The following is a 15,046-nucleotide window of genomic DNA, read 5'->3' as shown; positions in this document are numbered from 1 at the left end:
CTTGTATTTTTCATAATTGGGGCGTATAATTTTTTGCCGTTGAAAGATATTTCAACCATCCCGCACAAAGGAAGTGTGTTTTGATGCGTAATTGGTTTTCCCGCCATCCCGTCTGGTTCATGGCGTTTTACATGGTCTTTTATCTCACCGTCTTCCACTGGCTGGAAGTCCACATCACGGTGCCGGACATCTGGGTCCACTGTCGGCTGGACGATTTCATCCCGTTCTGCAAATACGCCATCGTGCCGTATCTGGCGTGGTTCGTCTGGATCCCGTTCACTTTGTTCTATCTGCTCTGGAAAGCGCCCCGTGCAGACTTCTGGCGGCTCTGCCTGCCTTTGTTTGCGGGCATGACCTTTGCACTGGCCTGCTATATCGTCCTGCCCACGGGGCTCTACCTGCGGCCCTACCGGGTGTATGGCAATGATATTTTCGCGCAGGCCGTGCGGCTGCTCTACGCGACAGATACGCCCACCAGCGTCTGCCCCTCCATCCATGTCTTCAACTCGGTGACGCTGATGCTGGCCTACTACCGCAGCCGCATCTTCGACGCCCCGCAGCGCCGCTGGATGCGCCCGGCGGCGGCCGTGCTCTGCGTGTCCATCGTGCTGGCCACCGTGCTGCTCAAGCAGCACAGCTGCATTGACGTGATGATGGGCATTCTGCTGGCCCTTGTCCTCGACTCGGCCATGACCCTCTGGGACAACGACACCAGCCGCGTGCCGGAGCGCCTGTAATTTTTCTTAAATGCCTTATCGATCCAAAAACGCCCGCTCCCGCAAGGGAACAGGCGTTTTTTGTTAGAATAAATTTTCCGGCAGGCAGATATCTTCTTTGGGCACATTCTCCCAGCTGAAATCTGTAATCAGGCTCTCCGGTGTGCGGGGAGCAGGTTCGGGCTGCAGGCCATACACATAGGCCAGCCTGCCCACGATCTCCTCCGCCGTGTACTTGGCACGGAGGTTTTCCAGGCTCTGGTCGCCATCCCGCTTGGAGAGGCGGCGGCCATCCGGGGCCAGCAGCAGCGGGCAGTGGGCAAAGCGGGGCGCTTTGAGCCCCAGCAGACGGTACAGATAGAGCTGCCGGGCCGTGGAGGAGAGCAGGTCGGCTCCCCGCACCACCTCGGTAACGCCCATCCGGGCGTCGTCCACCACCACGGCCAGCTGGTAAGCAAACACGCCGTCGGCGCGGCGGAGGTAGAAATCCCCGCAGTCCCGCAGGAGGTTCTCGGTGTGGGGGCCCATGCAGCCATCCACAAAGCGGACATTCTCGTCCGGCACCCTGACCCGGTAAGCCGGGGCTTTGTGCTTCCGCTTCTCGGCGATCTCCTCCGGCGTCAGGTCCCGGCAGGTGCCGGGATAGATGACGTTGCCGTCCGAGGTATGGGGTGCGCTGGCGGCATGGAGCTGGGAGCGGGAGCAGAAGCACGGGTACACCAGCCCCTGCGCAGCCAGCTTCGCGTAGGCCTCCTCATAGACGGGGGCGCACTCGCTCTGGTAATAGGGGCCGTGGGGCCCGCCGTGGCTGCCGCCCTCGTCCCAGACAAGGCCCAGCCAGCTCAGGTCTTCTTCCAGCTGGTCGGCATATTTGCGGGGGCAGCGCTCGGCGTCCAGATCCTCAATGCGGAGGACGATCTTTCCGCCCTGATGCTTCGCACTCAGCCAGGCCAGCAGGCTGCAGGCCAGGTTGCCCAAGTGGAGCCGCCCGCTGGGGCTGGGGGCAAACCGCCCGACCGTGCCGCTCACAGGCCCAGCTTCCACTCCCCGTCTTTCGGCTGGAAGATGGGGGTGTTATAGTAGGCGGCCACGGCCTTTGCCATGTACTCGGCATCGGCGCAGCTGGCGGTCTCCATGGCGGAGTGCATGGCCAGCTGGCCCAGGCCGATGTCCACCATGGGCATCAAGATCTGATGGCCCAGCAGGTTGCCCAGCGTGGAGCCGCCCGGCACATCGGCGCGGTTGGCACAGGTCTGGACGGGGACGCCCGCCTTTTTGCAGATGGCGCTGAACGCGGCCCCGGTAAAGCCGCTGGTGGTGTATTTCTGGCTGGCGTTGGTCTTGAGCAGGACGCCGCCGCCCATGACGATGGGGTTGGCGGGGTCGCTCTTCTCGGGGTGGTTGGGGTGGGTGGCGTGGCCGTTATCGGCACTCAGCAGCAGGGTGTTGGTGCGGGCGCGGATGCTCTGCTCTTTCGTCACGCCCAGGCTCTCCTCCACGCGGGAGAGCACGTCTGCAAACAGGGTGCCGCAGGCCCCCTGACGGCTGGAGGAACCGACTTCCTCGTTATCAAACATGACCCAGACATCGCCGCGGCCCTCTTCCTCGCCGCGGCCCTGCAAAAAGCCCCACAGGGTGGTGTAGGCGCACTCCAGGTCGTCGATGCGGCCAGACATGAAATACTCGCCGTTCAGGCCCAGACGCTCGGCCTTCTCCCGGGTGCAGAGGACGATGTCGGCGTCCACGATCTCTTCGGGCTTGACACCGGCTTCCCGCGCCAGCACAGCCCGCAGGCTGCCGCCTGCCGCGCCGAAGATGGGCTGCAGATCGACCTGGGGGTTATACTTCATGCCGTTGTTCAGGTCACGGTTGAAGTGGATGCAGAGGTTGGGGATGCAGGCCACGGCGCGGTCCGGGTGGACCAGACGGCTCTCAATGCCGCTTTCCGTCTCCACCAGCACGCGGCCGGCCACGCTCAGGGGGCGGTCCAGCCAGGAGGGCATGATCATGCCGCCGTAACCCTCGGTCTCCGCCTTGGCAAACACTTTATCCTCGGCGCAGTCCAGTTTCTTGACCCGCCAGGTGGGCGAATCGCTGTGGCTGGCCGCCGCGTGCCAGCCGGTCAGCGGGCCCTTGGGCATCCGCCATGCCATGATGGCAGAGCCGTTGCGGGTGGTATAATATTTGCCTCCGGGAGCCAGCTGCCAGGCAGCACTCTCAGGGCAGTTCTGGTAGCCGTTCTCTTCGAGGATGGCTGCCGCCGCCGTGGTGGAGTGGAACGCGCTGACGCCGGCGTTCAGGAAGTCAAACAGGCCGTCGATGGAAAATTCGTGGTTCATACGATGCTCCTTGGTTTTATATCCGTTGGATTTTTGTTGGATTCACGTTCGGTGCCTATTATAACTGCTTCTGCTTTAAAGGTCAATCGCAGTTGAAATTCGTCCCACGAGCGCCGATTGACAACCGCCGGGGAGAACAGTATACTAGAAGTAAGACCCAAAATGCTCCCCCGGCGGCGCGCCGGGCATTGATAAAAGGAGGAATCCGCCATGATCCAAAAACGGTTCGTTTCGCTGCTGCTCTGCGCGGCACTGGCCCTCTGCCTGCTGGCTGGCTGCGACACCGCCGCCAGCGGCAGCACTGGCTCCGCTTCCGCCCCGGCCAACAGCTCGGCCAGCGCGTCCAGCGAGAACATCCCCAGCACCACCAACGAGGCCAACACCTCCGGCCTGCGCCCGAATTTTGATGAGAACTCGCTGTTCAGCATCACGGGCACGTCCGATGCCTTTGAGCCCTGCCTGGGCTGGGGCCCCGGCGTTTCCGGCTGTTCCCTGAAATCCGTGCTGGCGGCGGCTTCCCTGCTCCAGTGGGCCGAGCAGACCAACCTGACCAGCCGCACCACCGACGCCATTGAAGACGCGTTCAGCCAATGGTACGACGCGCTGGACTCCATGGACCAGGAGAGCTTTGCCGAGGCCTGGCCCCTCATCAAGGACGACGCCAACGCCCTGCTGACCGATAAGGACAGCCTTTCCGGCCGCATCGAGGATGCCGGCCTGGACCCCGCCGACCTGCCCGGCTGCTCCGAAAAGAACTGGGACGCTTTGCAGGACGTCATTGACCGCCTGACCCCTGAGGCAACGGGCGAATTTTGAGCAACACGCAAAAGAGGCATCGTGCAGTGCACGATGCCTCTTTTTTTGCCGTTTTGCCGTTTCAGACTTTTTTCAGCGTATACTTCCGGCTGCCCATGCCGATCTTCTCCGCCTGCTCCAGAGTGGCTTTCCACTCGATGTTCGGGTTGGAATCCTTGAAGTTGTCGTGGTAGCACTTCCAGTCGGACTTGGCCAGGTTCTGGCCCAGCTGGCTGTTGGGCAGGGGCTGGGCTGCCAGGCAGGCGTCCACGCAGGCCTGATCCAATGCCACCGGGTCAAAGGAGGCAAACATGCCGATATCCGGCAGGATAGGCGCGTCGTTCTCACCGTGGCAGTCGCAGTTGGGGCTGATATCCTGCACCAGGCTGATGTGGAAGCAGGGACGGCCCGCGCAGACGGCGGCGGCGTACTCGGCCATCTTGCGGTCCAGCATTTCATTGGCGCTGTCGCACTGGGAATAGATGGCGTCATAGTTGCAGGCACCGATGCAGCGGCCGCAGCCCTTGCACTTGTCCTGGTCAATGACTGCCTTGTTCTGCTCGTTGTACGTAATGGCGTCGGAGCCGCACTCCTTTGCGCAGCGGTGGCAGCCACGGCACAACCCCTCCTGCACCTCCGGGTGTCCGGCAGCGTGCTGCACCATCTTGCCCGCGCGGGAGCCGCAGCCCATGCCGATGTTCTTGAGGGTACCGCCAAAACCGGTGGACTCGTGGCCCTTGAAGTGGGTCAGGCTGATGAAGATATCGGCGTCCATGATGGCGCGGCCGATCTTGGCCGTCTTGCAGTACTCACCGTTGGGCACCGGCACTTCGACCTCATCGGTGCCGCGCAGGCCGTCGCCGATCAGGATCTGGCAGCCCGTGGTCATGGGCCAGAAGCCGTTGGTCTGGGCGCAGGTCAGGTGCTCCAGCGCGTTTTTGCGGCTGCCCGGGTAGAGGGTGTTGCAGTCGGTCAGGAACGGGAGGCCGCCCTGCTCCTTGCACAGGTCAGCCACCACTTTGGCGTAGTTGGGGCGCAGGAACGCCAGGTTGCCCAGCTCTCCAAAGTGCATCTTGATGGCCACGAACTTGCCGTCCATGTCGATGTTCTTGATGCCAGCCGCCAGGCACAGCCGACGCAGCTTTTCCGTCAGACTGGTGCCCACCGGACACCGGAAGTCGGTATAGTAAACAGTCGATGCTTCCATTGTTTTCTCCTCTGTTTTGCAGTTGCGGCGCACTCCCCGCCGCAGGGTTCTCTCTTGGTTTTGATTATAACACACTGGGAATAGAGGCGCAATAAAGGTAAAGTTGGGTTCAGGGTGATTTTTTTGCATGAAAATGCCCCGCAGGGGTGAGCCTGCGGGGCGTTCATTAGAACTCTTTTTAGTTGGTAGGAGGCACAATCAGCTCGTCCAGCTTTTTAGCATTCGGGTTGCGCTTAAACAGCGACGGATTTACACTATAAGTAATAGACTTTACAATGGCAATGCTCTCATCAACCTTTCCGGTTTTTTCATCAACGGTGCGCTCGACAAGCAGTTTCAAACTGCCACTATTATCATAGCAGTAAATACTCTTGTGACCATATTTATCCGTCACAGTTTCAGAATGATAGACAGCCCCGTTTTTCTTATAGGTATAGGTTCCAAGTTCTACTTTCTGGTTCTGGTCAAAGTTGTTGAGCGAAGCACCTTCCTTATCAGGATCATAGGGAAATTCCGCATAATACGGAACCGTCATTTTATCCGTATTGCACCCATTTTTAGTGTACAACTCTTTCACACCCTGATACTCTGCGCTCTCCGGGTACGAGACATAATAACCCTTATTTGTTTCTCCGTCATTGATCAATTCCGAAAAAACAGTGTCACCGCTCTCATTTGCTGTTTTCTGATAAATACTCTTTCCTCTCAGTGCCAGTGTCTGCTGAGGATAGGTTTTATTATCTTCGTCATACTCATCATTTACGAGAACAATGCAAACCTGACGATTTTTCAGCACGTTATTAACGATAATACCCGTACGGCTCTTGCTTAAAGTGGTCGTTCCCTCATCCGTAGTTGTGCCAGAAGAGCTAGAGCTGCTGCTAGAGCTGGAGCTGCTGGACGAACCGGAGCTGCTGCCAGAGCTGGAGCTGCTGCTCGAAGAGCTGCTGGAAGAGCTGCCATTGTTGCTGCCAGAAGAGCTGGAGCCACCATTGCTGCCGCCGCCGCCACCGCCGCAGGCAGTCAACATAGAAACAGCCATGACCGCAGCCAGAGCAACTGCGGCAATTCTTTTCGATAATCTCATGATCGAATTCCTCCTGTTTTTTGATTCAATTCCAAAACAAAAACCCCAAATGTCATTGTTTGTACGCCCATCTTACCCCCCCCCCCGGCCACTCTGTCAAGGGAATCCAATAATTTTGTCGGTTTCTGCAAAAATCTTCATTTTATATGGTGCAACATGACAAATACACACCTTGCGGGCAACACAAAAGGGCCGCCCAACGGGCGGCCCTGAGATGCATTTTTGATCTTGTTTTATGCGATGGCCGTAATGGCGGCCACAGCCAGGACGATGGCACCCAGCACGATGCGGTAGAGGCCGAAGAACTTGAAGTTGTGGCGTTTGACGTAATCCATCAGGAAGCGGATGGCAGCCAGGCTGACCACAAAAGCAACCACACAGCCCACCACGAGAACGGCCACTTCGGTGCCGGTCATGGCAGCGCCGGAGAGGACGAATTTGACCACCTTGAGCAGGGAGGCACCGGCCATGACCGGGATGGCGAGGAAGAACGTGAACTCGGCCACGCAGGCACGGGAGAGGCCCAGCAGCAGGCCGCCCACGATGGTGGCACCGGAGCGGGAGGTGCCGGGGATGATGGCCAGCATCTGCCACACGCCCACGAGAAAGGCTTCCCGGTAGGTGATCTGCTCCAGACGGGTGACATGGGGCGTGGTGCGGCGGTTTTCCACCAGAATAAAGAGCACGCCGTACAAGATCAGCATGGCGGCCACGGTGATGTAATTGTAGAAGCGGGCCTCCATCCAGTCGTCCAGCGGACTGATGACCAGCACGGGCAGGGTGGCAGCCACCACCTTGAACCACAGCTGCCAGACCTGGGGCTTGGAGACCACCCGGCCATGCTGGAGGCCAAAGGGCCACAGTTTATGCCAGAACAGCACCACCACGGCCATGATGGCACCCAGCTGGATGACCACCCGGAACATGGACAGGAACTCTTCGCTGGCGTTGAACTGGATGATCTGCTCCACAAGGATCATATGGCCCGTGGACGAGATGGGCAGCCACTCGGTAATGCCCTCCACGACGCCCATTAAAATGGCTTTCAATATCTCTAAAAACATGGTTTCCTCCTGAAACGCACACCGCGCTTATTGTCGCTTTTTGGATTTTGCAGCTATCAGTATACCATACTCTATGCCCCAGCGCACGCGGAATGCGAAATTTTTCCCGGTCGTGCTGTATTTATCTCCCGGTATAAATGTGGTATACTGGTTTCAGATCCCATCGAAACCATAAACGGCTTTTTTGCGAGTTTTAATTTTAAACAGTTGATAAAGTTGATAACATGAGGTGACTTCCATGAACATTCTGGTGATCGGCTGCGACCAGGTAGGCGCCGCGCTGGTGCGCGACCTGGAGCGCATTGGCCACGACATCTCACTGGTGGAAAGGGACTCCGAGCAGCTCAAGCGGCTGGACGGCTTCGACGATTATTCCTTTGGCGGGGCGGCCCTTGTGGGCGACCCCACCGACCCGGACGTCCTCAAGCAGGGCGGGATTGAGAACTGCGACGCCGTGGCAGCCGTCAGCGAGGACGACTCCGTCAACCTGATGGCGGCACAGATCGCCAAAAACATCTTCCGGCGGGAGAAAGTCATCTGCCGGGTGTCTGACCCTCATTTGCAGATCCTGTACCACAAATACTACGGCCTTGAGACCATCTGCCCCACCATCCTCACCGAGCAGGCAGTGTTCCGGGCGCTGTCCAAGTAACCTCTCCGTCATCATCGCTTCGCTCGATGCCACCTCTCCTGTCAGGAGAGCTGTCGCCGCAGGCGGCTGAGGGGTTTTACTACATTCTGTAATAAGAGGTATTGATATGAAAGTTTGTATTGCAGGCGGCGGCCGGGTGGGGCGGTATCTGGCCCAGAATCTGCTGGCCAACCGCCACAAGGTGGTCATCATTGAGCCGGTGGAGGCTCAGTGCCGGATGCTGGCCGATACGCTGGACATCTCGGTCATCTGCGGGAACTCCATCAGCACCGACACCCTGCGCACCGCCGACGTGGCCAGCTGCGACGCCTTTGTGGCCGTGACCGGCTCCGACGAGGACAACCTCGTGGCCTGCCAGATCGCCAAGCAGGAGTTTGGCGTGAACCGCACCGTGGCCCGGGCCTCCAACCCCAAAAACCGGGGCCTGCTCCACACTCTGGGCGTGGACACCGTGGTCTGCGGCACCGACAACCTGAGCCACATTCTGGAGCGGGAGATCGAGACGGACAACATCCGCCAGCTGCTGAGCCTGGGCGGCGGCACCGCCAGCCTGAATGAGATCCTGCTGCCGGCGGATTTCCAGTTTGCGGGCAAGCAGGTGATGGAAATTCCCATCCCGGGCGACACCATTCTGGTCAGCATCACCCGCGACACGGAGTTCATCATCCCCCACGGCAACACGGTGCTGCTGCCCTGGGACCGCATCCTCTGCCTGACGCAGGATGACTCCCTCCACCTCCTGACCGAGGCCTGGGGCCTGACCGACAAGTGACAGAGCGGGAGCTGCGGCGCACGGCCGTCATCATCCCGCCCAAAGGCCGGGCGGTGCTCTGTGTCTGGGCGGCGGTGCCCGGCCTGCTGGCCGCGCCGTTCGTGTTCTGGCAGGGCATTCTGCCCGGCCTTGTGTTTGCCGCACTCTGGGCCGTGCTGGTGTTTCTGGCGCGGTGCCGGGCCTGCAGCTTTGCAGCGGTGCTGGGGGCCCGCACCCTGACGGTGTATTCCGGCATCGTGCTGCCGGTGCGGCAGGTGTTCCCCCGCCGGGCCGTCACGGGCGTCCAGCAGCTGCGCACCCCGCTGCTGCGGCTGGCCGGGGCCTCGGTGCTCATCATCTCGGCCCCCGGCTCCCGGATGTTCCTGCCCGCTGTCCCCGCCGCGCAGGCCGGGGCGCTGGCCCACGCACTGGCGGAGGAGCTGCTATGACAACGCCCAACCCGCGGCCCAGCTTTCCAACAGAAGAAAAGCACTTCCACCCGTTTGCAGCCCTGCGCTTTCTGCGCAAAACGCTGGCGGTCTACCTCATCCCCCTCGTCAACGTGCTGTTTGAGCGGAACTGGCCCGCATTCTGGACGGCTCTGCGGCAGGACGCCATCCTGTTTGCCCTGCTCTGCGGGGTGAGCTGGGTCATCCTGCGCTTCAGCAGCTGGCAGTTGGACGAGGCCGGAGTCCTGCACCTGCGCTGGAAGCTGCTGTTCAAACTGGACACGACCATCCGGGGGGAAGCGCTGGCAGCCCTGACGCTGGAGCGGCCCGCGCTGTTCCGGCTGGGCGGGGCGACAAAGATCACCCTCTACCCCACCGGGCAGCCGCGGAAGCATGTGATCCCCCTCTGCCTGCGCCGGGCCGACGCCCGGGAGCTGGCGGACCGCCTGCTCCCCATTGAAACGCCTACCCTCCACACCCCCGCCGGGAGTGAGCGGGCCGCATTGGTACTGCTGGGAGCCAACGGCATTTCCACGCTGGCGCTGGTGGCGCTGGCCATCCGGCAGACGCGGCAGCTCCCGCTGGATGCCGAGACGCTGGCGTTTGCCCATCTTGGGCATCTGGCGGCTTTTGCAGCCCGGTGGCTGCCGGCGGGCGCGGCCTGGCTGCTGACGCTGGCAACGGCACTGTTCGGGGCCAGTTTGGCACGCAGCTTTGCCCAGGCCGTGCACTACGAGGTCTGGCACACGGCAACGCAGATCGGGAGCCGGGGCGGCTGGATCGACCGCTTTGAGTGCCGGGTGCGATCGGCCCAGATCAGCTATGCCGACGTCCGGGTCTCCCCGGCGGCCCGGGTGCTCAAGCGCTGGCCGGTATTTGTCACGGCGGGCTGCTGCACGCCGGAGCTTCCGCTCTTCGTCTACCGCTCCGGCGGCGAGGCACTGTTCCGGGAGCTGCTGCCGGAATTCCAGATGCCACCGGATGTCCGGGCCGACACCACCCAGCGCAGCTTCATCTTTTTTGCACCGGTCGGCATCCCCTTTGCGCTCTGCGCCCTGCTCTCGCTGGTGTCTGTCACCGTCCTGCCCGCCATGACCGTGACGCTGCTCATCCCCACCGTTTTCTTCTTTGTGCTGCTCTGCGGGGCCGTGATGGGCTACACCCGGGAGGGCATCTGGCTGCGGGAGGGCAAAGTGACCCTGCGGCGGCAGGAGGGTGTCTACCTGCACTGCATCTGCGTCTTCCACCCGGACCTCTGCCTGATGGGGTTCCAATCTCCCTGGGCGGCCAATGTCCGGCGCACCAACTTGACCCTGATCTTCCCCGGGCAGGTGCGGCTCAAGGTGCGGAGCATCCCGCTGGCGGAGGCAAACGCCGTAGTGCGTTTCCTGGAACAGGAATCACACTGAAATATCCCCTCTCAGGCGCTTTGCGCCAGCTTATCCCTCTCCCTCCGGCCGGAGGGAGTCTTTGCGACGGAAGAACCAAGAATTTCAAAAAGAAGGAATCCCTATGATAAAAACGATTTTATTTGATCTGGACGGCACCCTGCTCAACACGATCGACGACCTGGCCGACGCGGCCAACTGGGTCTGTGCCCAGAACGGCTGGCCGACCTTTTCCGTAGAAACTTACAAGCACTTTGTGGGCAATGGCATCCCCAAACTGGTAGAACGTTTCTCCCCGGAGAGCGCCCGCACGCCGGAGCAGCTGGCGGCCACGCTGGCAGCGTTCAGCGCCCGGTATGATGCCCATAAAGAGGACAAGACCGCCCCGTACCCCGGCATGGCAGAGCTGTTGGACGCTTTGCAGGCCGAGGGCATCCAGACGGCCGTCTTTTCCAACAAGGCCGACGAGTTTTGTGGAAAGATCGTGGAGCACTACTTTGGCAAGGGCAAGTTCACGGTCATCCGGGGCAGCCGCAAAGGCGTGCCCACCAAACCCGACCCGGCTGGCGTCTATGCCCTGATGCAGGACATCGGAGCAGACCCCAAGACGACACTTTTCATTGGAGACAGCGATGTGGACATTCTCACCGGCCACAACGCCCACCTGCCCGCCATGGGCGTGCTCTGGGGTTTCCGGGGCGAAGCAGAGCTCACCGCCGTAGGAGCCGACGCGCTGGCTGCAAAACCGGAGGATATTCTGGATCACATCCATAAGGCAAATAAAACACAATAAGATAAAAATAGTCTCGCCCCGGAGACATTCCTGATTCTCTCGGACCCGCGCACGAACAGACAGCCCACCGGGCTGTCTGTTGCCGTCTGCGGACGGCCGTGCTGTTCGATTCCTCGGACGGGTTGCATAAAAAAAACTCCCAATCCTGAGATTGGGAGTTTTTTTATGACCCGTACGGGAATCGAACCCATGTTACAGCCGTGAAAGGGCCGTGTCTTAACCGCTTGACCAACGGGCCTTAGAAATACAGAGCTTCGCTAAAACCTCCGACTTTCGTCATCCACTACTGCGGACAACCGTCCCCCTTATCTTAGCGAAACTCTGTAACATGGTAGCGGTAACTGGATTTGAACCGGTGACACTTCGGGTATGAACCGAATGCTCTAGCCAACTGAGCTATACCGCCATATTTATTTCGTGCACTTGAACAGTGCTTTATTATTATATCCAACCAGACCCATTTTGTCAACATCTTTTTTCAAAAAAATTCACTTTTTTCGTTCCACACGAAAACACCCCCGCCGATGCATCGCTGCACACAAGCGGGGGTGTTTTCAACCATCAGAGAAAACTCTGTGGAAAATTATTTCTTATTGGTCGGCACCATGACCTCCAGGCCGCCCATGTAGGGCTGCAGGACCTTGGGGATGGTAACGCTGCCGTCGGCCTGCAGGTGGTTCTCCAGGAATGCGATCAGCATACGCGGAGGTGCCACGCAGGTGTTGTTCAGGGTGTGGGCCAGATAGCTCTTGCCGTCCTCGCCCTTGATGCGGATGTGCAGGCGGCGTGCCTGTGCATCCCCCAGGTTGGAGCAGGAGCAGACCTCAAAATACTTCTGCTGGCGGGGGCTCCATGCCTCGATGTCGCAGCTCTTGACTTTCAGGTCGGCCAGGTCGCCGGAGCAGCAGTTGAGCTGACGCACCGGGATCTCCATGCTGCGGAACAGCTCCACAGACATCTGCCACAGCTTCTCGTACCAGTCGGCGCTCTCCTCGGGGCGGCAGACGACGATCATCTCCTGCTTCTCGAACTGGTGGATGCGGTAGATGCCGCGCTCCTCAATGCCGTGGGCACCCTTTTCCTTGCGGAAGCAGGGGCTGTAGGAAGTCAGGGTCAGGGGCATCTTGCTCTCGTCGAGGGTCTGGTCGATGAAACGGCCGATCATAGTGTGCTCGCTGGTACCGATCAGGTACAGATCCTCACCCTCGATCTTGTACATCATGGCGTCCATCTCGGGGAACGACATCACGCCCTGCACCACGTTGCCGTGCATCATGAACGGGGGGATGACGTAGGTGAAGCCTTTGTTGATCATAAAATCGCGGGCGTAAGCCAGCACAGCCTCGTGCAGGCGGGCGATGTTGCCCAGCAGATAATAGAAGCCATTGCCAGCCACGCGGCCTGCAGCATCCATATCAATGCCGTCAAAGCTCTCCATGATCTCGGTGTGATACGGGATGGGGAAATCGGGCACGACAGGCTCGCCGAAGCGCTGTGCCTCGACGTTATAGCTGTCATCGGGACCGATGGGCACGCTGGGGTCGATCATCTGGGGGATGGTGTACATGATCTCCTGGATGCGGGCGGCAAGCTTGCCCTCCTCAGCCTCCAGCTCGGCCATCTTGTCGGCATCAGCCTTGACGGCGGCGTTGTTGGCGTCGATCTGGGCCTGCAGCTCGGCTTTCTTGGCCTCGTCGGTGCACTTCTTCAGCTGGCCAAACAGCGGGCCGTTGGCTTTGCTGAGCTTGTTGCGGGCGGCCTTGAGAGACTCGACCTCTTTCAGGCACTCGCGGTACTTGGCATCTTTCTCGATGACTTCATCCACGAGCGGCAGCTTTGCGTCCTGGAATTTCTTCTTGATGTTTTCCTTGACCGCGTCCGGGTTGTCACGGACAAATTTGATATCAAGCATGATTTACTCTCCTTACTCTATTTCGGTTCGCACCGGAGAGGTTCTGCCCTCCCCTGTGCCGTTCAAAGGCGGGTGCCCGCCTTGGATCGCATGTTACGTCTGGTACTGGCCCAGCAGGTTGGCAAAGGCCTTGAGCTGCTCATCCGAGTAAAAATGGACGGTCAGCTTGCCTTTTCCATCGTGGTAGGCCACACGCACCTCGTTGCCGAGGGCCTGCTTCAGGCTCTCTTCCACCTCCACCGGGAGGGTGCTTTGAGGCATGGGCGGCGTCAGCTTCCGCGTGGGCTGTTTGGCCAGCTTTTTGCAGAGCGCTTCCGCCTGCCGGACATTGAGCTGGTTGTCCGCGATGATCTGCGCGGCCTGCTCTTGCAGCTCCGGCGTGGGCAGACTCAGGATGACTTTTGCGTGGCCGATGTTGATAAAACCGCTTTTCAGCAGCTCCAGCACATTTTCCGGCAGGTTCAGCAGCCGCAGGCTGTTGGCCAGAGCGCTCCGGCTCTTGCCCAGCTTCTGGGCCGCCTGCTCCTGGGTCAGGTTGCAGCGGGTCATCAGCTCACGGATGCCTGCCGCTTCTTCCACCGGGTCCAGGTCCTCGCGCTGGAGGTTTTCCACCAGCGCCAACTCCATTGCCTGCTCGTCGGTAACGTCTTTCACGATGACCGGCACCTCGGTCAGGCCCGCCATCCGGCTGGCCCGCCAGCGGCGCTCACCGGCCACGATGAGATACCGCCCCACCCCGTGGGGACGCACCGCAATGGGCTGCAGCAGCCCGTGCTCCGCGATGCTGGCGGCAAGCTCTCCCAGTGTGTCATGATCAAAGGTCTTGCGCGGCTGGTCCGGGTCGGGCTCGATCTCCCGCAGGGGCAGCGTTTCGATCCGGGTGTCAGCCTCAAAACTGGGGGCGGCGTCCTCAAACAGACTTTCCAACCCCCGGCCAAGGCCTCCTCTTCCTTTTGCCATGAATCTCTCTTCCCCCTGTGTTTATACTTCTTCCAGCGCGTTTTTGGGCGGCTCCTGCTCCTCGGCCGCCTTGCGGCGGCGCTTGGGTGCCGCGTCATGCGGGCGGTTGTTCTTGACGAACTCAATGGCGAGATCCATATAAGCCTCACTGCCCCTGCCCTTTGGCTCATAGAAATTGATGGGCTGGCCATAGCTTGGCGCCTCCGAGATACGGACGGTGCGCGGGATGGTGGTCTTGTAAACTTTGTGGCCAAAGTATTTTTTGACCTGGTCCACCACCTGCATGGTCAGGTTGAGCCGCTCCGAGAACATGGTGAAGACCACGCCCTCGATATCCAGATACGGGTTATACTTTTTGCGGATGGTTTTCAGGGTGCTGATGAGCTCCGACAGGCCCTCCAGCGCATAATACTCGCACTGGATGGGGATCAGCACGCTGTCGCAGGCACACAGGCCGTTGAGCGTGAGCAGGTCGAGGCTGGGCGGGCAGTCAATGAAGATAAAGTCGTAATCCTGCTGCACTTTCGCCAGCGCCTTGCGCAGGCGGCTCTCTCGGCCGGGCAGGTCGATCATTTCCAGGCCAGCGCCCGCCAGACGGGTGTTGGAACCGATGACATCGGTGCGGAACTCGGTTTTGCGGATGACGTCTTTGGGCTCCGCCTCCCCGATGAGCATTTCATAAGTACCCAGCTCGACACTCCGTTTGGGGATGCCGTAGCCCGTGGTGGTATTGCCCTGTGGGTCCAGATCGACGATCAGCACTTTTTTTCCCAGTGCTGCCACGCAGGACGAAAGGTTGACGGCCGTCGTTGTCTTGCCGACGCCGCCTTTCTGGTTTGCAACTGCAACGATTTTTGCCACGCGCTTTTGATTCCTCCCGGGAAAAAGATTTGTTCCACATGGAACATTACGAGGCCGGAACCCGCCGTTTTC

15 protein-coding genes and 2 tRNA genes are annotated in these 15,046 nt (G+C 60.1%); 7 read left to right on the top strand and 10 right to left on the bottom strand.

All coding sequences use genetic code 11. From position 1 onward, the window contains the following. Positions 1 to 83 precede the first annotated feature (83 nt). The gene (locus C4N22_RS07770; RefSeq protein ID WP_242980983.1) at positions 84 to 737 is read left to right on the top strand and encodes a phosphatase PAP2 family protein; all 654 of its coding nucleotides are present in this window, start codon (positions 84 to 86) and stop codon (positions 735 to 737) included. 63 nt (positions 738 to 800) lie between these two features. On the opposite strand, the gene gluQRS is transcribed toward C4N22_RS07770, so the two are convergent. Then, on the bottom strand, positions 801 to 1,745 hold the full coding sequence (gene gluQRS / locus C4N22_RS07765) for a tRNA glutamyl-Q(34) synthetase GluQRS (protein ID WP_112148543.1): 945 nt from the start codon (positions 1,743 to 1,745) through the stop codon (positions 801 to 803). Then, on the bottom strand, positions 1,742 to 3,055 hold the full coding sequence (locus C4N22_RS07760; protein WP_112148542.1) for a M18 family aminopeptidase: 1,314 nt from the start codon (positions 3,053 to 3,055) through the stop codon (positions 1,742 to 1,744). Before C4N22_RS07760 ends, gluQRS begins: the two co-directional genes overlap by 4 nt. 210 nt (positions 3,056 to 3,265) lie before the next feature. Between C4N22_RS07760 and C4N22_RS13085 the strand changes: the two genes are divergently transcribed. Then, complete coding sequence (locus tag C4N22_RS13085) at positions 3,266 to 3,871, top strand: hypothetical protein (RefSeq protein ID WP_022257482.1); 606 nt, start codon at positions 3,266 to 3,268, stop codon at positions 3,869 to 3,871. 61 nt (positions 3,872 to 3,932) lie between these two features. Here the strand turns inward: C4N22_RS13085 and C4N22_RS07750 are convergent, their stop codons facing one another. The 3 genes from C4N22_RS07750 to C4N22_RS07740 all read right to left on the bottom strand — a co-directional run bounded on the left by C4N22_RS07750 (position 3,933) and on the right by C4N22_RS07740 (position 7,208). Next, on the bottom strand, positions 3,933 to 5,057 hold the full coding sequence (locus C4N22_RS07750; RefSeq protein ID WP_112116228.1) for a DUF362 domain-containing protein: 1,125 nt from the start codon (positions 5,055 to 5,057) through the stop codon (positions 3,933 to 3,935). 178 nt (positions 5,058 to 5,235) lie between these two features. Next, positions 5,236 to 6,144, bottom strand: coding sequence for a hypothetical protein (locus C4N22_RS12890; RefSeq protein WP_181567016.1), 909 nt, complete (start codon positions 6,142 to 6,144; stop codon positions 5,236 to 5,238). Positions 6,145 to 6,377: 233 nt separating this feature from the next. Continuing rightward, complete coding sequence (locus C4N22_RS07740; RefSeq protein ID WP_112148541.1) at positions 6,378 to 7,208, bottom strand: undecaprenyl-diphosphate phosphatase; 831 nt, start codon at positions 7,206 to 7,208, stop codon at positions 6,378 to 6,380. A gap of 238 nt (positions 7,209 to 7,446) precedes the next feature. Here C4N22_RS07740 and C4N22_RS07735 point away from each other — a divergent pair, with 238 nt between their 5' ends. The 5 genes from C4N22_RS07735 to C4N22_RS07715 all read left to right on the top strand — a co-directional run bounded on the left by C4N22_RS07735 (position 7,447) and on the right by C4N22_RS07715 (position 11,241). Continuing rightward, the gene (locus C4N22_RS07735) at positions 7,447 to 7,860 is read left to right on the top strand and encodes a potassium channel family protein (RefSeq protein ID WP_022257478.1); all 414 of its coding nucleotides are present in this window, start codon (positions 7,447 to 7,449) and stop codon (positions 7,858 to 7,860) included. Between the two features lie 106 nt (positions 7,861 to 7,966). Next, on the top strand, positions 7,967 to 8,632 hold the full coding sequence (locus C4N22_RS07730; protein WP_022257477.1) for a potassium channel family protein: 666 nt from the start codon (positions 7,967 to 7,969) through the stop codon (positions 8,630 to 8,632). After that, positions 8,629 to 9,060, top strand: coding sequence for a hypothetical protein (locus C4N22_RS07725; RefSeq protein WP_112148540.1), 432 nt, complete (start codon positions 8,629 to 8,631; stop codon positions 9,058 to 9,060). The genes C4N22_RS07730 and C4N22_RS07725 overlap by 4 nt, the downstream gene beginning before the upstream one ends. Further along, positions 9,057 to 10,469: a PH domain-containing protein gene (locus C4N22_RS07720; RefSeq protein WP_112148539.1), complete on the top strand. Its 1,413-nt coding sequence runs from the start codon at positions 9,057 to 9,059 to the stop codon at positions 10,467 to 10,469. Before C4N22_RS07725 ends, C4N22_RS07720 begins: the two co-directional genes overlap by 4 nt. Positions 10,470 to 10,572: 103 nt before the next feature. Next, the gene (locus C4N22_RS07715) at positions 10,573 to 11,241 is read left to right on the top strand and encodes an HAD family hydrolase (protein ID WP_112148538.1); all 669 of its coding nucleotides are present in this window, start codon (positions 10,573 to 10,575) and stop codon (positions 11,239 to 11,241) included. Between the two features lie 166 nt (positions 11,242 to 11,407). On the opposite strand, the gene C4N22_RS07710 is transcribed toward C4N22_RS07715, so the two are convergent. The 5 genes from C4N22_RS07710 to C4N22_RS07690 form a co-directional block, all read right to left on the bottom strand. Next, positions 11,408 to 11,479, bottom strand: a tRNA-Glu gene (locus C4N22_RS07710). 91 nt (positions 11,480 to 11,570) lie between these two features. Beyond that, positions 11,571 to 11,647: transfer RNA gene (locus C4N22_RS07705), tRNA-Met, on the bottom strand. 177 nt (positions 11,648 to 11,824) lie between these two features. Then, positions 11,825 to 13,153, bottom strand: coding sequence for a serine--tRNA ligase (gene serS, locus C4N22_RS07700; RefSeq protein WP_112148537.1), 1,329 nt, complete (start codon positions 13,151 to 13,153; stop codon positions 11,825 to 11,827). A gap of 93 nt (positions 13,154 to 13,246) precedes the next feature. Further along, positions 13,247 to 14,113 (bottom strand): ParB/RepB/Spo0J family partition protein, encoded by an 867-nt coding sequence (locus tag C4N22_RS07695; protein ID WP_112148536.1) that lies wholly within the window; start codon positions 14,111 to 14,113, stop codon positions 13,247 to 13,249. 21 nt (positions 14,114 to 14,134) lie between these two features. Then, on the bottom strand, positions 14,135 to 14,974 hold the full coding sequence (locus C4N22_RS07690) for a ParA family protein (RefSeq protein ID WP_022256029.1): 840 nt from the start codon (positions 14,972 to 14,974) through the stop codon (positions 14,135 to 14,137). Between the last annotated feature and the right edge of the window lie 72 nt (positions 14,975 to 15,046).

The organism is Faecalibacterium prausnitzii (assembly GCF_003287495.1).
Lineage (GTDB): Bacteria > Bacillota > Clostridia > Oscillospirales > Ruminococcaceae > Faecalibacterium > Faecalibacterium prausnitzii_I.
Note: the sequence above shows the minus strand (reverse complement) of the source record. Positions and strands in the feature narration are given on the sequence as shown.